The sequence below is a fragment of the Pseudoalteromonas sp. L23 genome, assembly GCF_021728455.1.
GTDB lineage: Bacteria > Pseudomonadota > Gammaproteobacteria > Enterobacterales > Alteromonadaceae > Pseudoalteromonas.
In genome coordinates this window covers 161,750-183,653 of sequence record NZ_JAKKCW010000003.1, presented here as the reverse complement: position 1 = coordinate 183,653, position 21,904 = coordinate 161,750, and the positions used below count along the sequence as shown (strand labels likewise).

General features: G+C 42.8%; 16 protein-coding genes. 6 read left to right on the top strand and 10 right to left on the bottom strand.

Annotated elements, in window-relative coordinates; translation table 11 throughout:
* Nucleotides 1–17: 17 nt before the first annotated feature.
* The 3 genes from L3V43_RS07405 to L3V43_RS07395 form a co-directional block, all read right to left on the bottom strand.
* Nucleotides 18–2,846 (bottom strand): TonB-dependent receptor, encoded by a 2,829-nt coding sequence (locus L3V43_RS07405; RefSeq protein WP_237116322.1) that lies wholly within the window; start codon nt 2,844–2,846, stop codon nt 18–20.
* 194 nt (nt 2,847–3,040) lie between these two features.
* Nucleotides 3,041–4,489 carry a basic secretory protein-like protein gene (locus L3V43_RS07400; RefSeq protein WP_237116323.1) on the bottom strand — a complete coding sequence of 483 codons (1,449 nt, stop codon included), beginning with the start codon at nt 4,487–4,489 and terminating at the stop codon, nt 3,041–3,043.
* 281 nt (nt 4,490–4,770) lie between these two features.
* The gene (locus tag L3V43_RS07395; RefSeq protein WP_235367371.1) at nt 4,771–5,163 is read right to left on the bottom strand and encodes a cytochrome b562; all 393 of its coding nucleotides are present in this window, start codon (nt 5,161–5,163) and stop codon (nt 4,771–4,773) included.
* Nucleotides 5,164–5,352: 189 nt separating this feature from the next.
* Between L3V43_RS07395 and L3V43_RS07390 the strand changes: the two genes are divergently transcribed.
* Both L3V43_RS07390 and L3V43_RS07385 read left to right on the top strand, forming a co-directional pair.
* Nucleotides 5,353–6,414 carry an ABC transporter substrate-binding protein gene (locus L3V43_RS07390; protein WP_102058012.1) on the top strand — a complete coding sequence of 354 codons (1,062 nt, stop codon included), beginning with the start codon at nt 5,353–5,355 and terminating at the stop codon, nt 6,412–6,414.
* A gap of 142 nt (nt 6,415–6,556) precedes the next feature.
* Nucleotides 6,557–8,200 (top strand): S8 family serine peptidase, encoded by a 1,644-nt coding sequence (locus L3V43_RS07385; RefSeq protein ID WP_235367373.1) that lies wholly within the window; start codon nt 6,557–6,559, stop codon nt 8,198–8,200.
* 26 nt (nt 8,201–8,226) lie between these two features.
* Here L3V43_RS07385 and L3V43_RS07380 read toward each other — a convergent pair whose 3' ends face one another.
* The 6 genes from L3V43_RS07380 to dnaK all read right to left on the bottom strand — a co-directional run bounded on the left by L3V43_RS07380 (nt 8,227) and on the right by dnaK (nt 16,791).
* Nucleotides 8,227–9,057, bottom strand: a complete 831-nt coding sequence (locus L3V43_RS07380; RefSeq protein WP_102058010.1) for an EamA family transporter — start codon at nt 9,055–9,057, stop codon at nt 8,227–8,229.
* 3 nt (nt 9,058–9,060) lie between these two features.
* Complete coding sequence (locus tag L3V43_RS07375; RefSeq protein WP_174169263.1) at nt 9,061–9,999, bottom strand: phosphotransferase; 939 nt, start codon at nt 9,997–9,999, stop codon at nt 9,061–9,063.
* A 449-nt stretch (nt 10,000–10,448) separates the two neighbouring features.
* On the bottom strand, nt 10,449–12,704 hold the full coding sequence (locus L3V43_RS07370) for an acyl-CoA dehydrogenase (RefSeq protein WP_102058008.1): 2,256 nt from the start codon (nt 12,702–12,704) through the stop codon (nt 10,449–10,451).
* Between the two features lie 277 nt (nt 12,705–12,981).
* The gene (gene ybaK / locus L3V43_RS07365) at nt 12,982–13,440 is read right to left on the bottom strand and encodes a Cys-tRNA(Pro) deacylase (protein WP_102058007.1); all 459 of its coding nucleotides are present in this window, start codon (nt 13,438–13,440) and stop codon (nt 12,982–12,984) included.
* Between the two features lie 138 nt (nt 13,441–13,578).
* Complete coding sequence (gene dnaJ, locus L3V43_RS07360) at nt 13,579–14,715, bottom strand: molecular chaperone DnaJ (RefSeq protein ID WP_102058006.1); 1,137 nt, start codon at nt 14,713–14,715, stop codon at nt 13,579–13,581.
* Between the two features lie 153 nt (nt 14,716–14,868).
* Entirely contained in the window at nt 14,869–16,791 is a 1,923-nt protein-coding gene (gene dnaK, locus L3V43_RS07355; RefSeq protein ID WP_102058005.1) for a molecular chaperone DnaK, read from the bottom strand.
* Nucleotides 16,792–17,053: 262 nt separating this feature from the next.
* Here dnaK and L3V43_RS07350 point away from each other — a divergent pair, with 262 nt between their 5' ends.
* Genes L3V43_RS07350 through L3V43_RS07335 form a run of 4 tightly spaced genes read left to right on the top strand, consistent with a single transcriptional unit; the run spans nt 17,054 to nt 21,333 of the window.
* Nucleotides 17,054–17,848, top strand: coding sequence for a thioesterase family protein (locus L3V43_RS07350; protein ID WP_237116324.1), 795 nt, complete (start codon nt 17,054–17,056; stop codon nt 17,846–17,848).
* A 60-nt stretch (nt 17,849–17,908) separates the two neighbouring features.
* Entirely contained in the window at nt 17,909–19,102 is a 1,194-nt protein-coding gene (locus L3V43_RS07345) for a PqiA/YebS family transporter subunit (RefSeq protein WP_237116325.1), read from the top strand.
* Complete coding sequence (pqiB, locus tag L3V43_RS07340; protein ID WP_102058004.1) at nt 19,099–20,754, top strand: intermembrane transport protein PqiB; 1,656 nt, start codon at nt 19,099–19,101, stop codon at nt 20,752–20,754. The genes L3V43_RS07345 and pqiB overlap by 4 nt, the downstream gene beginning before the upstream one ends.
* Nucleotides 20,755–21,333 (top strand): ABC-type transport auxiliary lipoprotein family protein, encoded by a 579-nt coding sequence (locus L3V43_RS07335; protein ID WP_102058003.1) that lies wholly within the window; start codon nt 20,755–20,757, stop codon nt 21,331–21,333. It abuts the gene before it with no gap.
* On the opposite strand, the gene L3V43_RS07330 is transcribed toward L3V43_RS07335, so the two are convergent.
* The gene (locus L3V43_RS07330; RefSeq protein ID WP_102058002.1) at nt 21,328–21,837 is read right to left on the bottom strand and encodes a GNAT family N-acetyltransferase; all 510 of its coding nucleotides are present in this window, start codon (nt 21,835–21,837) and stop codon (nt 21,328–21,330) included. The genes L3V43_RS07335 and L3V43_RS07330 overlap by 6 nt on opposite strands.
* Nucleotides 21,838–21,904: the final 67 nt, after the last annotated feature.

Below are 21,904 nucleotides of genomic sequence, written 5' to 3'. Positions count from 1 at the left end.
TTCGTTACCCTTTATTATTAAAATTGGTAGTTAACTTTTAGTAAGAACTCACGCCCGTTCGTGTCGTAATTACCCGCTTTATAAAATGGGTAACTTCTAAACGAGTCGTCCTGAGGCGGCATCGCATTTAATAAGTTTTGTACCGTAAACATCACTCGCGTATTGTCATTGATATAATGACCAATGGTTAGGTTATGCTTTATCCATGCAGGTAACTTTTCTCTTTGACCAAAATCAGCACCGTTCCAATTTTTTCCTTTATAATTTACCTGCCATGAAATTGCGGTCTTTTCCAACTGCCAAGTCAGGTTAAACGATGCCATATCTTTGAAGTTATAGTTATCTTGACTGTCTAACACATCTTCAAGCGGATCTTCGGGACGGAGCTTTTCTTTTTTCTTTAAAACATGGCTGTAATCCAGCTTATAAATAAACTCGCCAAGCTCTGACTCAAACGTGCCTTTCACACCAAAATTGACGCCGCCATGCTGCCTTTCTGCGGCATTTATATAACCTTCTCTGATAATGGCTGCGGTGTACGGTAATCCTTTTTTCGTGTTCCCTAACCAGTCGGTTGCCAGACCATCTTGGTCAAAACGCTGTACTCTGTCTTGCATATTGGCGCATTTAGCAGAAGACGAATCAATTAGGCCGTTTTCACACTTCCAGACATTATCGAGAATTTCGCCAGACCCAAGTCTAGTAATTTTGTCCTTTAGGACAATGTCATAAACATCAACATTGAATGACAGCTCAGGGGAGTACTCATACACAAGACCGAACGTTAATGAATGACCTGACTCTTCTTTTAAAGTTGGATCGCCTGCCGAGATTGTCTCAAAATCAGCATCTAGCTTTGGCTCATTGCTATTTGTTGTGTCTAAGTCTGCACAGCTGATAGTTAATGCATCAGCATTATATTGAGCGGGATCCCCTGTGGTTTGAAAACGTAGGCAAGCATCTGCAATCACTCTGTCCGAGCCTCGTCCAAAGTTACCAGCAAACCCTTGATATACCGAGCTCATGCTGGGACCACGGAACGTTGTTCCATATGCACTTCTTAGCATCAACGCGTCAGTGGGTGAGTATTTAAAACCAACTTGATAAGTGAATGCTCCACCAACATCAGAAATATCATCATAGTGGTCATAACGCAGCGCAATTTCACTAGAGATCTGTTCAGTAATAGGGATCATAAATTCTGTCGCCGCAGCATAACGGTTACGCTCACCATCGGTGATAACGCCAGTCAGACCAACAAACTCTTTATTTAGTATTCTGCTATCGGGCGTCGCTCTCGTCCCTTCTTTCATCAGCTCAATATATGCGGCAAAAGACACAAATCCTGCTGGCAATTCAAATAAATCCCCGGACAGATCTGCGGTTAGGGTTTCATTGAACGATAAGCCATCGTAGGTTGCCCAATCAGCCATGTTATACATATTGTCTTGGGTCAGAGGTGCAAAAAAAGCTTGGTAATTTGGGCGGTAGATTGGCATGCCATCAACCTCTCCCAACTTAGGGCCTTTTAGCCAGTTATTTCCTTCAACCGTGTGATGCAAGTACCTATCAGAGAAGTCGTATTGTGAACGGCTGAAGCCAACGGAGTAATAGTAATCCGCTATCTCCCCTTCAAGACCAAAACTAAATGAATAAGATTTATCATCGTATACCCGACCTAAGCCATCATTTGTATATTCTGAATCATTCACTATCCGCCACATATACTTAACTGGAGCGCCGTACCCACCAGCTTTATTTTTTATATCAGGATCCCAAAACATAGATCCGTGAATTGACTCTGCATGAGCAAAGAAGAATGGGTTTCGTGCCCCTTTCTTTTCTTGATCGATATAAAATCCGTTAACAAAAAAACTGTGTTCGTCGTTGATACTGTACACCGAGTTGATATACAAACTCATGGTTTCAACTTGGTTACGTAATAAATTGTTGCCAGTTTCATCCCACCCACAGCTTAGGCCGTAATCATTGCGGCTAATAAAGTGCTGAACCGCAGTCGGGTGTGGATTATCATCTGTATTACAGTACTGCGCTGAATATTGATTTTTGAACTCGGTATTCTCAGCCCATACGGTAATTGAACGATTGAGCTCTCGCTTGTTTGTTGGATCTGGATTATCCCAAACGCTGTCATGAAAAGGTCTGTCGGCACCAGTTAGCGCCTCTTCCGTTTTATATTCTAGCGAGTAGTCAAACGTAAAGTCGTCTTGCTCAAAACCACCAACAAACGACAAGCCTTTTTTATCACCCGTACCATAAGTATCCTGGCCATAGAATGCTTCAACGACATGCTCGTCCATACCTTTCTTGGTGATAATATTGACTACCCCAGCCATCGCATCTGAACCGTAGATTGCAGAGCCTCCGCCGGATTGAATATCGATGCGCTCAACCATCGCCGTTGGCAACATATCGAGATTAACAAAATTGGTTTGGCCACCGTACGGCATTGGGTAATAAGCCAAGCGCTTACCATTAACGAGAATTAGTGTGTATTCAGGTCCAACGCCTAATAGGTTTAACTCTTTGGCGCCAGGTGTATAGGAGCCAGTTTCCACTTCACCGAGGACGGCACCACTGGCGGCTGAAATACTACTCAGTGCATCATACACTGTGTTAAAGCCACTTCTGACCATATCAGCGGAAGAGAGACTTTGGACATTGGTAACACCTTCAATGGCGATACGCTTGATACGAGATCCTGTCACCTCAACGCGTTCTATTTCTTCTGCTTGTTCTTCTGTTGCGGCTGTTACTGAGTTAGTTGCTACCGCTGCTAGGACAGCAGCAGCGATCAGGCTATGTTTATATATTATTGTTGTCATAAGACCCCCACAATTTAAAGGAACGTTCCAATTTTTATTAAAATTTCATTTCTCCCTTAGCAAAACCAACAAAGCTTCAGGCAGAAATCAAAAAGGGAACGTTCCAATTATGAGCAATAAAACAAACCTGTCAACAAATTATGTACATTTACAGCATAGTGATGACAAGTTGTAATCATCTAGTTTTTGCTAGTTCACTGCAATTTCTTGGCAGTTAGCTCACTTTGATAGCGAGACCAGAGCTTATCAAGAGGCTCTCCAGTAACTGATTTTATTGCATCTTCAAATGACCAATCTTCTATTTCTACCGCAGTTTGATTAAAACGATAGGTAAAATCTGGATAAGACTCAGCGAGCCACGCAAGAAAAAACCCTGTATTTGTGTATCCACCAATCCAAGAATCCGACGGCTTAGGTGAACGGGTTTTATGGTATCCCGCTTGAATTCGAATGAGATCCGCCATTCCTTCAATAAATGCATGTACATCGGGCTCAGAATAACTTCTCTCTTTTGGAAATAGCTGATATCCATGTGTAAGTTCGTGCCAGAGCACACCAAGGAGTTCGTATTCCACTTGCTCATCTGGCTGCGCAGCGAGTTTTTCGGTGATGTACTTTGAACTAAACACGATTTCCATATTTGTTTCGTCTCCAGAACGATACGCTATTGTGTCCATCCACTTTAGCCTAAATGTAACTTGCTCAAACTCTGGCAGCTCTGCAAAGTGTTTGTACAACCTAGGGGCCAATTGGCGAGTTACGTCATCCACCGTAGTGGCTATATCAGGAAATAGCGCTTGCAGGCGTTTCGACCCCGCCGACTCAGTATCTTCAATAACTACTTTGACCTTTGGCGGCTCAAAGCCTTTCCATGGTTGAATTGGATCGTATATTTTTAAATAGTTCGCACGGGTTTTTAGGTCCGAACCATGCGCATTTTTAGTGGCTAGAGTAACATCGTAGTTACCAGGCTTGTCATAAACTACTTCAACACTTTTTGTGGTTGGCAGCATCGCTTTACCCTCAACCTTCCAATTTAGTGCTGTTGGTGAGTTTTCAGATATCGACTGCAGAGAAATTGGCTCATTAAGCTTGGCAACCTTTTTATCTGCAGCAAAGTTTGCCAGTGGTAAGTTTGTTTGCGCATAGAGCGCCAGATCAGCGATTTGCAAAAAGCGGTCGCCCCATTGCGTTTTACCTTCTTGTGCTACAGTAAAGCGCACGTACCTCGCATCCGTTGTTTTAGAGAGGTCGAAAGCGAGCGTTTCACCCCGTCTTGAAAATACGATATCGTTGCGTTTATCAGCCTCTTGCCACACCTTACCATCTTTAGATACGGCTACAGTCCAATGCTTTGGATCTCGCGCCGGGGCATCTTGGGCTGAAGTGAGACGATACTGTCTAAGCGCTTTTACGTCTTTCAAATCAAATACAATCTCAGCGCTAGATTGCTTAGATAAGAATTTGCTTTTTAGCGATCTATCAACTAGTTGCTCTATCCCCTCACCTTGGATTTGCTCCTTTACGTCGCTCGTTACAGAGAATACATCGCGTTCGGTGATATCGTAGAGCACATTGGCATTCGCTAATGAGGAGCCACAAAATGAAAGTAAAATTAGACTAGCTATTGAGGAGGTTTTCATCAAAATTTCCCAGATTAAAAACAAATATACTGGATCGTTCCAATTTATAATGCAACTTCTTTTGAGCAGGTTTTTATGTAATTTCTAATAAGTGCAGAAAAGAATATCGCTATTTCACCGCTTTTAGATCTTATAAAGAACTAGCAAGCTTGAAAGGTCAAGCCACGACTCGCTAGTCTTTTTGCCATATTCAACTAAAGCCAAGACCGATAAGCAGAGCCGCTGTGATAGAACAAGGAATAACCACAGCGATAGGATAAGTTAACTATTCGAATCTCAGGTTAACTACCAAATAGTAACTCCCAAAAGCCCGGTGGCTCGTGTAGTTTGTGGTATTGCTTTCTCAGCTCATCAATTTTTAATAGCATTTCACGGGCTTTCTCGACTCTTCCCGAGTCAATTTCATGGCTCGCCTTAGTAATGGTTTCGAGTACTTTATTCAAGCCCTCAACTGACTCGGCAGACACCTCTTGCTTAAACTGAAATTGCTTACTTTCATTAACGAGTGTAGTCAGCTCGGTTAAGTGCGCCTGCATTTCTTGAGCAGATTGCGCTTTCATAGCCTGCTTATAGATATGACCCATTTCCTTCATAGTTTTATTCAATTCGCTTGACTCATGCGCAACCCCAGACATCGAAAACAACAACACGAATATAAATACGATTTTTCTCATCAAAGTCCCCTTACTCTTTGCGCGCTAGTATAAAGCAATTAACGCATGAGCTAAATTCAATGCTATGAAAAATATGCAGGTTCCGAATAGCATTCAAAAAACAGGCAGATAGCGCAACGATTCTAGCGTAAACTATACTTGTAGCGTATTTAGCAGCACACTTTTTGAATATCAAAAATGTAGAGACTTATGATCCGAAAATTGTTGTTCATCTTTTTATTTTTATCGCCGATGGCCGTGCTATCTGCACAACGATTCAACGTTCAATTTGTAAACCCCGGTTTTGCAACAAAAAACCCTACTGGAGACTTTTGGTATAACGTCAGCAACGTGATGACTGCGGCAGCTAATAACATGAATATTTCCCTCAAAATCAGTTATGCGCAGCGCAACCATATTTTGATGAAATCGCTCGTAGAGCAAGCCTTGAAAAGTGATGCTGATTACCTTGTGCTGGTTAACGAAAAGTCGAGTGTCGTTCCCTATTTGTTAAACACCAAAGCCACCAAAATCAAGATTATTTTCTTGCTCAACGGACCGACTAAAACAGAGGAAGTAGCTCTGTTAAAGTCAGGACACCAAATTATTGGCACCATTGAGCCAGACAATTTCCAAGCCGGTTTTAAATTAATGCATCAACTTGCGCGAAAAGCACTTAGGTCCTCCAATCCATCGCAACATGTATTAGCTTTGCTAGGAGACGTGGCGACGACTGCGGCATTAGACAGACAAAAAGGCATGCGCGCTTATCTTGAGCACCATACAAAGCTAGAATTAATCGCAGAGGCAAATTGTCAATGGTCTCAGAATGAAGCTTATCGTCTCACTAAAGCGTGGTTACAGCGAGATCCCGCAATTACAACCGTTTGGGCTGCTAATGATCCTATTGCTTATGGCGCGTTACTCGCTGCTAAAGAGTTAAGCCGTAAGATCGTCATAGGTGGGATTAATTGGGATGAAGGTATTGCGCCAAAGTTAGATGTTTCGATCGGAGGGCATGTGTTGCTTGGGGCCTATACTTTAGCTCGACTAGCACAATATCATAGAGACTTTACACCAATAGACAGCGTGACCTTGTCTATTTTCGAATCGCTGGATGACGCTCACTTACCTTTGTATCATGCCATACATGGAAACTTTCCTGAACACCTGGACTTTTTACGTTACATTAACGATCCAGCGCAATTTACCATTACAGAACTAACTCACTCACTTAATAAAAATAACCACAATAATAATGTGAAGAATTGAGAATTTAAGAACGATTAATTAATGCAATAAACAAAACCCAGAAAGATAATGCAATTTACACCTGTCTAATCTTTACGCATTGACAGCGATGTCAACACCTGTTTTAGTAACAAACGTAAACAACATGTAAAACAGGTGAAATATGAAAAACAGTAATACAGTAGTAAAACTTCTTAAGCTTTCGACCCTTAGCGCTTGCGTTTGTGCAAGCCTTTCAGTTGCTCACGCAGATACACAGCGCGTTATTGTCACGTTAAAAGACAGCGCAACACCAAATGTTCTGCCAGTGCGCTTAAATCAAGCGGAAACGGCGCAGTTTAAAGCGCAGGCTTTGTCTGAAGCTGCCTACTCCACCTTGGGTACTGCTGCAGTCAACACATTGCCAAGCATTAATGCATATGTCGCCGAAGTTTCTTCTACGCAAATGCAACAACTACAAGCAAGCGGTAATATTGCACACGTAGAAGTTGACCCTAAACGCTATTTGCCAAGTGTAAAAACTTCGGCAATTGATTTACTCGCTGAAACCACACCTTATGGCATTAATATGGTGCAGGCTAACCAAGTATCTGACGGCTACAGCGGCAACCGTAAAGTCTGTATTATGGATACAGGTTATACGCTAGGTCACCAAGATTTACCTAGCACAGGCATTACAGGTAATGATGGCTACGGTAACTACGATACAGGTGTGTGGAGTAACGATGGTAACGGCCACGGAACACACGTTGCCGGCACAATCGCCGCTTTAGGTGGTAATGGCACAGGTGTGGTCGGGGTGAATCCATCAGGGCAACTAGGTCTTCATATTGTTAAAGTGTTTAATGACCAAGGCCGCTGGGCATACGGTTCCGATCTCATTAAAGCAATTGAGCAGTGTGAGCAGGCTGGCGCCAATGTAACCAGCATGAGTTTAGGTGGCAGCGGCAGCTCTACGGCAGAACGAAGCGCATTTGAGCAGAGTTATCAGCGTGGCATGCTACATATCGCAGCCGCAGGCAACGCGGGTAATAGCTCGTTGAGCTACCCAGCATCGTATAATGCAGTTGTATCCGTGGCAGCAGTAGACAGTTCTGAGTCAAAAGCCTCTTTCTCTCAATACAACAGCCAAGTAGAAATTGCAGGCCCGGGTGTTGGTGTAAACTCAACCTGGAATAATGGCGCGTATCGCAGTATTAGTGGGACTTCAATGGCAACACCGCATGTCTCTGGTGTCGCAGCACTAGTGTGGAGCCACTTCCCGCAATGTACAGCTCAGCAAATTCGCCAAGTGTTGAATACAACAGCAAAAGACAAAGGCCAAGCAGGTCGTGATACTTCTTACGGCTATGGTATTGTGCAAGCAAAAGCGGCGGTTGATTATCTAACAAATAATGGTTGTGATACTTCAGGTGCAGTCAATGCAAACTTTAACTTCAGCGTGTCCGGCCTCACTGCGACATTTAACAACCAATCAACAGCAGGTAGTTATCAGTGGGAATTTGGTGACGGTGCAACAAGCTCACAAACTAACCCATCACACACCTACGCAAGTGCTGGTACATACCAAGTGACACTCACTGTGACAGCTTCAAATAACAGAACTGCTTCTAAGACTCTAGCAGTTACCGTTAGTGATGCACCAGCTGGCTGCAATGGTATCCAAGAATGGAATGCAACTAAGTTCTACAATACGGGCGACCGGGTTTCATTCAAAGGCTTTGAATACCGTGCTACGTACTGGTCACAAGGCGCAAGCCCAGAGATCTATTCAAACGTTTGGACTAAAGTCGCGCAATGTAAGTAATACCAATTAGTCATTTTAAGTGGCGCTTAAGCGCCACTGTTTAATGCTAACATTGCACTACAACACAGAATAACAGAGATCATAAGCCATTCTTTTGTTGAAATTGTCTCTTTAAAAAACCACATCCCAAGCATACTCGCGCTGATTATGCCAATGGCTCTTTTCAATCCTTCAACAAGCCCCGGCTGAATTTCGGTTAACGCCTGCATTTGGAAGATAACAGCGACAGCGAATACCACTGCAGAAATAGTCCAGAGCAACCAATGTGCGCGGAAATTTTGATTTTTAAACTGTGGTCGTAACAAGATTAGATTAACAAAAAATACCATAAAGGTTAGAAACCCAGCATGAAAAGAGAGCGAGCTGTATTGCAAAGCCTGTTTATCGAACACGATGCAAAGCCCCCAGCAAAAAGAGGTGATTGCAACTTGTTTTGCACCTGGCTCTTGAAAAGAGAATCTGCCTCCTTGCAATAAAAATGAAGCGAGAACAATCGCAGCGATTAGCATTGACTGCAGCGTGGTTAAAGGTTCTCCAAGTAGCAACCAAGCAAACACACCTGCAAGTGCTGGAGTGATAGATAACAGAGGCAGGATAACCGCCATTCGCCCAAGCGCAAGCGCCTGAATAAAGTTTACGCTACCAATTGCAGCCAACATTCCGCTAGCTATCGCAGGCGCTAGATAAGCAGAACTTGGGAGCTGTTTGTCAAAAACCAACCAATAGCCTACGTATGCAGGTAAGACTAGCAGACTAAATATCACCGACATTTGTGCGGCTGAATAATGACTTGCTAGCCTTTTTCGTAAAAAATCAAATACAGCCCAATTTAACGCACTGAATAAGGCTATGGCCATTTATTATCCCTGTTGTAATGCTATTTCCGTTTGAAATTTCATGTAATCATTGATTTTTACATGGTCCGGTTTCCAACCCAACAGAAAGCGATAAAAGTCAGCCCACACCACAGGCCACAACGACTCCCACTCAGAAAGGATCTGAGCGATATCAATAGAGGCTGCTTTGCCTAATAATTCTATTCTCAACATATCTAAATACAATTTGAGATACTCATCGGCATGCAGGAGCTGTTCTTTTTCGTCTAATACCGACGTAATAAACAGCATTAAGTCTGATACACCAATACCCTTTCCAACATACTGAAAATCGAATCCCAGTGCTTGATCGCCATTAAAGGCAAAGTTAGCAAGCTTAGCGTCGCCATGGATCCAAGTATGCCAATGGCTATTTTTGATACGATCTCGTAATCGAGGTGCCGCTTGTTTAATGCTACTGTGTTGCATTCGCTCAAGCTCATCCGGTCGTGTATCTAGGTGCCAATAATTTCCTTGCTCCCACACATGCTCTGCAGGACTTTGTAAAAAGTGAGCATGGAATTTAGCTAACCACCCTATCACTGCTAATATTTGTGACTCGGATGGATTAGCGGTTTGCGAAAAACCTTGAGTTGAGAAGTCTCTAAAGACGATGTAGTCCATCCCTTCACTTACCCCTTCACCTAAATAACTCGGCGTATTACAGGGTGAGAGTAACTCGCATGCATGATGCTTGTAAAAGTGACGTTCTACTTGATAAGACTTAGCTTTACGCGCAAGCGCTACTGAAGATTGTTCAATTCGCCGATGTGCAATGTCACTAGGCACTTTAGTGCGCTTAATTGCAAGCTTCCCAGCATCATGATTGATAAATAACATATCACCACAACCGCTCCATAATTGTTGCTCTTGCTGTGTTGACATAGGCGCAGAAATTACATCGTTCGGAATACTTATTTTCACTGTGTTACACCTTTTTGTTATTTAACCTGAGAGCCGTTCAATAAATAGCCAAACTTCTTTATTGTATAACTCAGGTTACTTAAACACAGTACAACCCCTTACTTACTATTACGAATACCAATTTGCTTAATTAAGTGATCTATTTTGAGACGAGATAATCTTGTCGATAACTCCGCTACCGCATCCTGTTACCGCCAAGGTATCTACATCCATATAGACAAGGCAAAAATTTTGCTATTTAGTTGTTCTAAATAAAAAATTTTAACGCTGTTAACGTCAGATATGCTCCTTCAAATTGAGCAAGTATTAACAAAAAATTGGTATAATAAGCAAACCGTTTTACAGTGCTTGATAATTATAGCTGGTGTTATTATCTTTACCCAACATGAAAAAGCCCTTAACCAATTGGTTAAGGGCTTTTACTTTTACAAAAAAGTTATTTGTTTAACTTACTCATTCACGGCTTGCTTGACTGTTTCTTTCGCACTTTGTTCATCTAACAAGTTTAAATCGAAGTCAAACTCATCCACTCGGATTGCTTTTTCACGCTTGCGATTGTAATCAACCAGTTTTGCATACTCTTCTTCGTTGATAAGGTTACCAACGAGCGCATTATCTAATGTTTGCTCGAAACGAACACCTGGTTGGATCTCGCGCTTGCGAACTGCCTTTTTAACTTTGGCAAGCAGGTCAAGGCAACCCATCTTAGCTTTATATGCTTGCTCATTGATATCATGACCATCACCTGCGGTAGGCTTCACAAGATGAGTAAGCTGCGCTTTGATTGGCGTATCCATTTGCGCCGCGGCGGCCAATTCTCTGATCATATCATCATTAATTTTGGGCATTTGTTTACCACTAAACTGCATCGTGATCACACGCATAAATTTACGAGTACCACTTGCCGGGAAGTTATCTAAGAATTTATGTAGCGCTTCTTCTGCACTGATAAGTGCATGCCTTGTCGCATAATGGAAATAAGGTGCTGCTTGCTCACGCTCTGCTACCGCTACTTTTTGCTCATAGTATTTGATTGAAGCCATTGCTGCATACAAGTGACTCATTACATCACCAAGGCGTGCTGACAGCATTTCTGCTTGTTTCAGCTTTCCACCTAGTACGAGCAATGAAAAGTCTGCGTATACCGCAAGCTTAGCTGCTAATCTATGCGCGGCTTTTTCATACGCACGCACTTCAGGTAATGGTGATTTTGCATCAGCCGTGAATGGCATAAGACCATATTTGAAAGCACGTAAGCTGTTGGCAACACTATAGCTGACTGTTTTTGTCAAAATACCACGGAATTTACTGTCGGCGTCTTTCTCTTCGCTGTGAATAGATTCAACCATCGACTGCAAATATGGGTGACAGCGCATTACACCTTGACCAAAGATCATCAAGTTACGCGTTAGGATGTTTGCACCTTCTACGGTAATCGCTATTGGCTGGGCAACATAACCGCTTGCAAGGGTATTCTGAGGACCATTTTGAATAGCCTTACCTGCAAGAATATCCATTGCAGAGTCCAATACGTCACGACCAGTTTCAGTCATGTGGTATTTTGCAATTGCTGTTACTACAGATGGCTTAAGACCCATACCTAAACCTTCTGTTGTTAATACCCGCATCGCCTCTTGCATGTATGCTTTGCCTGCAATATCTGCAAGCTTTTCTTGAATACCTTCAAATTGACCGATCGAGAGACCAAATTGCTCACGTACCGCCGCATATTCAGATGCCGATTTCAGTGCGACTTGGCTAGTTGAAACACCTAGCGCCGGTAAAGAAATACCACGCCCTGCACCTAAGCAACTTACCAACATCTGCCAACCGCGACCGATATTCTTCTGGCCACCGATGATAAAGTCCATTGGGATAAAGACTTTTTCACCACGTGTCGTACCGTTATAGAAGCGTATTCCCATCGGGTCATGACGGTTACCAAGTTGTACACCTGGATGGTCATGTGGAATTAACGCACAGGTGATCCCTAGTTCTTTTTTACCGCCTAGTAATCCCTCAGGATCCAATACTTTAAAGGCTAAACCGAGTACCGTCGCAATCGGCGCAAGTGTGATATAGCGTTTGTCCCATGTTACTTCAAGACCAAGTACTTCTTCACCGTTATACATGCCGTTTTTAACAATACCTTGGTCCGGAATGCCACCGGCATCGGAACCAGCTTCAGGGCTTGTTAGCGCGAAACATGGAATATCACGACCGTTTGCTAAGCGAGGAAGGTAGTGCGCTTGCTGCTCTTTAGTGCCGTAATGAAGCAATAACTCACCCGGACCTAGTGAATTAGGAACCATCACCGTTACCGCTACCGCAGAGGATTTAGTCGCAATTGTACCCACTATCGTTGAGTTTGCGTAAGGGCTAAACTCTAGACCGCCGTATTCTTTTGGAATGATCAAAGAGAAGAATCTCTCTTTTTTCAAAAATTCAAGCACATGCTCTGGCAAGTGTTTGCCATTTTGAATTTCCGAGTCATCGATCATACCCATTAATTCTTTAACTGGACCTTCTAAAAAAGCTTGCTCTTCTGCACTTAGCTTAGCTTCAGGTACAGCACGAAGCGCCGAAAAGTCAGGCTTACCTTGATAAATTGACCCTTCTAACCAAACATCACCTGCATCTAATGCTTCTTGTTCTGTAATTGAAATGCTTGGGAGGATCTTTCTTAAATTCGTTCTTAGGCTCATAATTAACTCATCCGACCAGATAGATATATCTACATTACGGCATAAAAATTCGTTTAGATCAATTACTCTACTTAATTTTTTAACGGCTTTTTTACTGAGTTATCGAGTGATTAATATAAATGACTGCTAAATTAATGGCTTACAGCTGTAAGTCGAAAAAAGTAAATTACTGTTCTTAGGGGGGAAATAGGAGTAAAAGAGGGACTTTGACACCCTTAGCAGTTCTAGACTGACATTTTATCTATAATAAAGATGGTTTTTAAAACCAGCACTGCCATTAAAACAGTGCGATTTTTGCTTTGCATAGCTGCTCTACCGTAGCAGGTGAAACAACGACTTCAACTCCCCGCTTGCCCGCACTAACATAAATTTGCTCAAATGCTAAAGCACTCTCGTGAAGTAACGTGGGCAGCTGCTTTTTCTGCGCAAACGGGCTTATACCGCCAATTAAATAACCAGTTACCTTTTGCGCGTTTTGTTGATCTGCAAGCTGTGCTTTTTTCCCCATACACGCTTTAGCAAAGGCTTTTAAATCCACTTGTTGCGTGGCGGGAGAAACGGCTACATACAATTTACCATCAACGTCAATCAGCAGGGTTTTAAATACTTTTTCTCGGTCTAGGTTGAGCTTTTTCGCTGCTTCATTAGCAAAGTCGTGATCGTTAGGGTCGTGCTCAAATTGCAGCACTTGGAACGCCACTTTCGCCTTTTTAAGTAGGTTAATTGCCGGTGTCATTACAAACTCCTTTTAAGCAGATGTTGATTTCTGTTATACCAAGAAACAAACGCTTATGCTATCGCCTTACGATGAGACCCATCATCCGTCAAAACAAAAATGCCCGCTATCGCAGCGGGCATTTTCAATAAGCTTAAGTTACTTAGTTAAGTCATCAAAGAACTTCTTAACGCCGTCAAAAAAGCCTTGTGCCTTAGGACGGTTCTTACCGTTGTTTTCACCCATAGACTCTTCAAACTCTTGCAGAAGCTCTTTTTGGCGCTCGTTTAAGTTTACTGGCGTCTCAAGGACAACTTTACAAATTAAGTCGCCTACTGCACCGCTACGCACAGATTTCACGCCTTTACCACGCATACGGAACATTTTGCCAGTTTGACTTTCCGATGGAATCTTCAGTTTTGCGCGGCCATCTAGGGTCGGCACTTCAATCTCACCACCGAGTGCTGCCGTTGTGAAGCTAATTGGCACTTCACAGTACAAATTGTTGCCGTCACGTACGAAGATTGGATGCTCTTTTACACTCACTTGTACGTACAGGTCGCCAGCTGGAGCACCATGCGCACCCGCTTCACCTTCGCCAGACAAACGTACTCTATCACCCGTATCAACCCCTGCTGGGATCTTAACGTTAAGTGTCTTCGTTTTCTCTACACGGCCTTGTCCGTGACAGCTGTTACATGGGTCTGAAATGATCTGACCTGTGCCCTGGCAAGTTGGACAAGTTTGCTGTACTGCAAAGAAGCCTTGGCGCATTTGTACTTGACCTGCACCATGACAGGTTGTACAAGTTTTAGGCTTAGAACCTGCTTTTGCACCACTGCCGTCACATGGTTTACAACTCACCCAAGTTGGTACTTGGATATCCACTTCCTTCCCACGTACTGCCTCTTCAAGACTTAACTCTAAGTTATATCTTAAATCTGCACCACGCTGTTGTCTTGATTGACGACGACCACCGCCACCACCAAAAATATCACCAAATACGTCCCCAAAAATATCGCCGAAGTCGCCAGCGCCGCCAAATCCACCATGACCAGCACCACCACCTTGTTCGAAAGCTGCATGGCCGTATTGATCATACATCTGGCGTTTTTGACTATCAGTCAATACCTCGTAAGCTTCTTTTACTTCTTTGAATTTCGCTTCGAGTTCAGCGTTACCAGCAGTACGATCAGGGTGATATTTCATTGCAAGGCGTTTATACGCCTTTTTAATGTCACGTTCACTGGCGTCTCTCGCAACACCTAATACTTCATAATAGTCAGGTTTAGACATTTTTATCACACTACTCTTTCTTGGCAACTTACATCGTTGCAAACTCTGCCGAGCTCTGTCGCTTGCAAATTAATGCCAGACAACAGTCTAATTTATAAACACGTAGGGCGCGACAAGCCATACAGCCAGCGCGCCCTCCTTCAAGAACTACAATTACTTGTCGTCTTTAACTTCTTCAAATTCAGCGTCAACTACGTCGTCGTCTTTTTTCGCTGAACCTTGTTGGGCACCTGCGTCACCGCCAGCTTGTTGAGCTTGCGCTTTTGCTTGAGCGATTTCCATAAGCTTTTGCGATTTCTCTGCTAGTGCTTGTGTCTTAGCATCAATTTCGTCTTTGCTATCACTCTTGATTGCTGCTTCTAGCTCGCCAAGTGCAGCTTCAATTGCTGTCTTGTCATCAGCTGGAAGGTCGTCACCCGCTTCTTCAACTTGCTTGCGTGTAGCATGAACAAGTGCATCAGCTTGGTTACGAGCGCCAACTAGTTCTTCAAACTTTTTATCTTCTTCTGCGTTTGCTTCTGCATCACGTACCATTTTTTCAACTTCATCGTCGCTTAGACCTGAAGAAGCTTGGATTGTGATCTTCTGCTCTTTACCTGTGTCCTTGTCTTTCGCAGACACATGTAAGATACCATCAGCATCCACATCAAAAGTAACTTCGATTTGTGGCACACCGCGCTGCGCTGGGCGAATACCTTCTAGGTTGAATTGACCTAGAGACTTGTTATCGCTTGAACGCTTACGCTCACCCTGTAGTACGTGAATTGTTACTGCAGACTGATTGTCTTCTGCTGTCGAGAAAGTTTGCGACTTTTTGGTTGGAATAGTCGTGTTTTTCTCAATTAACGCAGTCATTACCTGACCCATAGTCTCAATACCTAGAGACAGAGGACAAACGTCAAGTAGTAGTACGTCTTTCACGTCACCCGCAAGTACACCACCTTGAACCGCCGCACCAACTGCTACCGCTTCATCAGGGTTAACGTCTTTACGTGGCTCTTTGCCAAAGAATTCAGCTACTGTTTTCTGTACCAGTGGCATACGTGTTTGACCACCAACTAGGATGATGTCATTTACGTCGTTTACAGAAAGGTCTGCATCAGCAAGTGCACGTTTTAGTGGCTCGATTGATTGCGCAACTAAGTCTTCAACTAGTGACTCAAGTTTTGCACGAGTTAGCTTAACGTTCATGTGCTTAGGACCTGTTGCATCAGCAGTAACGTAAGGTAGATTTACCTCAGTTTGCTGTGCTGAAGACAACTCGATCTTCGCTTTCTCAGCCGCTTCCTTAACACGCTGCATCGCTAGCGGGTCGGTTTTTAGGTCGATGCCTTGGTCTTTCTTAAATTCTGCAACTAGGTAGTTGATAACGCGGTTATCAAAGTCTTCACCACCTAGGTGAGTGTCACCGTTAGTTGCTAGTACTTCAAAGGTGTGCTCGCCTTCAACTTCATCAATCTCGATGATTGAGATATCGAATGTACCACCACCTAAGTCGTATACTGCAACAACGTTGTCGCCTTGCTTCTTATCCATGCCGTAGGCAAGTGCTGCTGCTGTCGGCTCATTGATAATGCGCTTAACTTCAAGACCTGCGATACGACCAGCATCTTTTGTTGCTTGACGCTGTGAATCGTTGAAATATGCAGGAACTGTAATAACTGCTTCAGTTACTGGCTCACCAAGGAAGTCTTCAGCTGTTTTCTTCATTTTCTTAAGAACTTCAGCTGAGATCTGAGGTGCAGCTCTTTTCTCCCCACGTACTTCAACCCAAGCGTCGCCGTTGTCCGCTTTTACGATGTTGAAAGGCATGATGCTAAGGTCACGCTGTACTTCTTCATCTTCAAAACGACGACCAATTAGACGCTTGATAGCATAAAGTGTGTTTTTAGGGTTAGTCACGGCCTGGCGTTTTGCTGGCTGACCTACTAGTGTTTCACCATCATCTGTAAATGCAATAACAGAAGGAGTTGTGCGGTCGCCCTCAGCATTTTCAATAACGCGCGGCTTGTCACCATCAAGTACCGCTACGCAAGAGTTAGTAGTACCTAAATCGATTCCAATAATTTTACCCATGAATCATCTCCGACTTCAAAATTCGTTGTTCAGTTAGTTGATTTGATAAATAAGGTCACCGATTTGTAATTCAAGCGTCACAACTAAAAAAAAATGAAAAAATTTGAAATTTTTTTGCTTTTCGAACGTTTCGGTCAAAAAATCACCCTTAATTGCTTATTTTGAAACAAGTGAAGAATAAAATACGATGTATTTGACGCTTGATTACCTGGTTAGACCAGTTATGCTAAATGCAACATAATAAATAATGAGAAATGACAACATGACATTTGATGAAATTATTCAGTCGGAGCATTTACAGCAAGCGCAAACACAAATGACGTTTCCTGCAAGTTGGTGTCAAGGCCGCACTGCGTTTGGCGGATTGTCTGCGGCAATCGCGGTGCAAAGCATGAAGCATCAACTGACAGAGCCTCGTCGACTGCTCTCTGTGAGCGTAAATTTTGTCGGACCACTGCTAGAAGGCGCACCATTTACCGTTGCAACAACCATTTTGCGTAGCGGCAAAAATGCAACCCAAATGCAAACTCAACTGATCCAGTCAGGCGAAGTTTGTCTTATTGCTATCGGGTGCTTTGGCAAGGATAGAGAATCTGCTATCCAAGTTGCAAATGCGGATAGCCCTACTCTTTCAGATGTCAATCCAAAGGCTGTTCTTCCATATCAAGAAGGTGTGATGCCTGCATTTTTCCAACATGTCGCGCTCAATGCTCAGCAAGGTGCTTTGCCATTTTCCGGCGCACCATCTTCAAATCTGGGTGGTTGGATGCGATTTAAAGCACAAACTACATCGGTAAACGAACTACATACACTGGCACTTGCTGACTCATGGCCGCCAACGTTACTCCAGATGTGTAAAGTACCAAGCCCCGCTAGCAGTATGTCTTGGTACATAGAATTTTTGTGTGATATTTCACTCGACTCAGAGTCTTGGCTTGGCTTTGAAGCCGTGACTCACCATAGCCAAAATGGTTATGGTATTGAAGATGCAAAAATTTGGTCACAAAATGGCAAGCTGCTCGCCCTAAGTCGCCAAACCGTCGCGGTATTTGATTAACATTGATAAATTTGGGCGCATCAAGCAAACTAGCATAAAAGGAAATCAACGGATTTTTATGTGATTACAGCTTGCCCTGAATGCGATACGCTTGTTGAAATAGACGCTATCGAGTCCCAAAAGCGTGCGGTGTGCCCAAACTGTCGGTGCGTGTTGTGTCATGTACAAGGACACCAAAACCAATTAGTACAAGCCTTCAGCTTTTCTGCGTTACTATTTTTATTCGCAAGCTTATTTCCAGACTTTATCTCCTACACACAACACGGTATCACTCAAGTTGTAAGCCTCTGGCAAGCACTCATATTGTTAGCTGAGCATTACAGCTATTTTCTCGCTGGATTATTTGCCTTCACTATTTTAGTCATGCCTGTTGCCGTATGCTCATTGCTACTGCTTGCACACACCGAGTATTGGCAAATCATCAATGCGCACAATGCTCGGCATTTAGCAAAATTACTCTCAGCACTAAAACCACTTAATCTCACCGATATATTTTTAGTAGCCGTGCTCGTAAGCGCTTTTAAATTAATGTCTTTCGCTGAATTGGAAATGGGCCTTGGATTTTGGGCCTATATTTTGTTCGTTTTGTGTTTTATTGAAGCCCTCTCACTTTTTGATCACGAGTATATGTGGCGTAATCAGACTCAATGTAATCGTCACTTGGCCGAACCAAAGAATTTATCTACCACGCTAAAACGTTGCAAGGTTTGTGGCTTTTTAGGTGAAGGCGAAAAGTGCCAGCGTTGCTACGCCAAACTAAAATACCGCAAATCTCAATCAACGCAAAAAAGCTTAGCTTGGATGCTCACCAGCGTCGTGCTACTTGTACCTGCTAATTTTCTGCCCATCATGGATACCATCAGTCTTGGGCTTCATACTCCTGCAACGATTTTTTCCGGCGTTCAAGTGCTTTGGGAAGCCGGCTCTTATCCCGTAGCAACACTTATTTTTCTCGCAAGTATATGTATTCCTATCGCAAAAGCGTTACTATTGAGTTACTTACTAATACGAGTTAAGAAGCCCAAAGACCCAATCACAGCAACAAAAGTGTACCGCTTGCTCGAATTTATTGGTCGCTGGTCGATGATAGATGTGTTTGTGGTGATAATCTTAGTGTCTTTGGTACAACTTGGTGCGGTGCTAAATGTCGAGCCGGAAATTGGTATCGTGTTTTTTACTTTGATGGTGCTTTGCCAAATTGCAGCCGTTAATAGTTTTGATCCGAGATTATTGTGGGATAAAAATAGTCAATGACTACTCAAGCCGATATAGAAGACAAACCAAAATTTTCAGTGATTTGGATTATTCCAATTATCGCGTTGCTCATCACAGGCTGGATGTTATATCAACATCAGGCAAATAAAGGCCACACTATTTTTATAAAAATGACTGACGCAGATGGCATAATTGCAGGCAAAACTGAGGTGAGAGTAAAAAGCGTTAAGGTCGGGTTAGTCGAGTCATTAAAGCTTGAATTAGCGCAAAATGCAGTGGTTGCGAAAGTTAGGATTTTACAGCCCTATCGTGATTTATTAGCTGAAGATTCATCGTTTTGGGTAGTTAAACCTCGAATTGACGAATCCGGAATATCAGGCATGAATACACTACTCTCTGGAGTGTATATAGAGCTATCCCCCGGTGAAGCGAAAGCACGTTCGAGCATATTCACCTTAATGGATGAACCTGCATTAATCGGCTCAGAAGTGCAAGGAAAACGCTATCAACTCGTGGCTTCAGATGCTGAAGTGTTAGACGTTGGCTCCAGTATATTTTTCCGCAACTATAAAGTGGGTCAAGTTGAGTCTGCACATTTTAGCGTCGAAAGCTTAAAAATGGAGTACGGTATTTTTATCTATTCTCCATACGATACGCTTATCACAGACAACGCTATTTTTTGGATTAGTTCCGGCATTGATTTTAAGCTGTCAACGGAAGGTGTTGAAGTGTCGACAGGATCTCTTGCCAAAATGGTTAAAGGCGGAATTTCTGTAGACTATCCACCAACCATGCCAAGTGGCAAAGAAGCACTCGAAAATAAAACCTTCGCCTTGCACAAAAATTTCGCAATGGCCTTAGAGCAACGCTTTGATCACTTCGATTATTATCTTATTGAGTTTGAGCAATCAATTCGAGGACTTCGAGCTGGTGCACCAATCGAATACCGCGGGATGCGGATTGGCACAATAGAGCAGGTACCAGCGACTGGTGTTAGCGATGATAGACCTTTATACTTTCAACAAAATAACACCTCTGTGCCTGTATTGGTTAAAATTGAGTACGGACGCATTTACGAAGATGCGCAACTTGCTCAAACATATTGGTCAGAAAACATAGACAAATGGATTAGTAACGGCCTTAGGGCGTCACTAAAAAGTGGCAATTTATTAACAGGTGCGGTATATATAGAGTTAGACTTTTATCCAAGTGCAGAAGTCGTTAGTTCAAACAAAACGACTATTTACCCGGTATTACCCAGCGTTCCGAGCGGTATTACAGCACTTTCTGAACAGGTCACAAGCTTACTGAACAAGTTAAATGGGTTACCTCTTGAAACAACTGTTAAGGAACTAGAAGGCGCCCTTCAGCAACACAGGTTACTAGCAATGGAAATGAATCAACTCGTAGAGTCTATCAATAACAACAAGATAACAGACAAGGTTGGCGGCAATTTAACGAACTTAAAAGATACATTAAGCCAGCTCACATCAAGCTTAAAGCAATTTGAACAAACTATGACGCAGTACCAAAAAGGCTCAGGTGTCATGGATCAACTTAGTAATACCCTTGAGGAGCTTGAAAGCCTGTCCAATCGCTTAAAGCCTATTTCTAAAGGGCTGAATGAGCAGCCGAATATGCTTATTTTTAATAAAGAAAGTGGCGCGGATCCGCTCCCAAGGAAAAAATAAATGAAGACTGGCTCTGTGATATTTTTGCTTCTATTTTGTTTAACAGGATGTATAACTAATCCATCCCAACCGGTTAGTTATTATCAGTTAGAAGCAAATAATGTCGCAGGCGAAAAGCAAGTTGAGCTCAATCGTGTACTACTGATTGATAAAGTGCAGTTAATCGAACTGTTTGATCAACAAGCCTTGGTGCAATTTCAGCGAGACAATAGAGTAAACATCGCTAATTTCCATTTTTGGGCCCAACCCCCCGCCGATATGTTGACATGGAACTTAGTAAACGCACTAAATGGAACCAACAAAGCTACTGCAATTAAAAGCGATAAATTTTATCGCAATGCGCAAGAGCACCAACGCCTCGTTGTAGAAATTAATGAGTTTGCAGGGCACTTTGAAAAAGGTGCTGTGATGAGCGGGACTTGGTATCTTTATCAATACACAAAAGGGAGCTATCAACTAACTCAAGTGCAACCATTCCAATTTGAAACAGCTCTTGATCAGGATGGCTTTAGCGCTCTGGTTGCGGCACATCAGAGAAACTTTATTCAACTAACGACACAAATAAGTCAACAATTATAATTGACAATCAAACACCACCACAGGTGTTAAATCGTTATCAATTATTATTTTACCAATACGACTAAATCCCACTTTGTTAAGCAGGCTTATGCTAGCTGCATTACTTTCTAGCGTGATAGCGCTCAGCTTAGGGTGGTTCCCTTCTGATTTAACATATTGCATTAGCAATTTGGCAGCCTCGGAAGCATAACCCTTCCCTGTAAAATCATCTAAAAACGCGTAACCTAAGTCTGGAATATTAAAAAAAGGTCTTTGATATAAGCCACATACTCCGATGCTCGTATTGCTACTAAGTTCAACAACAACGTAAGGCGCTGGCGTACCGATTTGATAAGGAATTAGGTAAGCTTGCTCGATATGCTCCTCAGCTTGCTTTTGTGTTTTTATGCCTCTATCCCGAATGTTATCGATAAAACTTTTTTGATTCAAAAGCCTGAGTAAAAACCCCGCATCATTTAAATTTGCCTTTCTTAAAAAGATCTTTTCTCCCGTCACAATCACCATCTAGTCTCCGAAAATACTGTAATTAATTTCCGTTTATACTTTAGCATTTGCAAAAGCTAATAAAAAA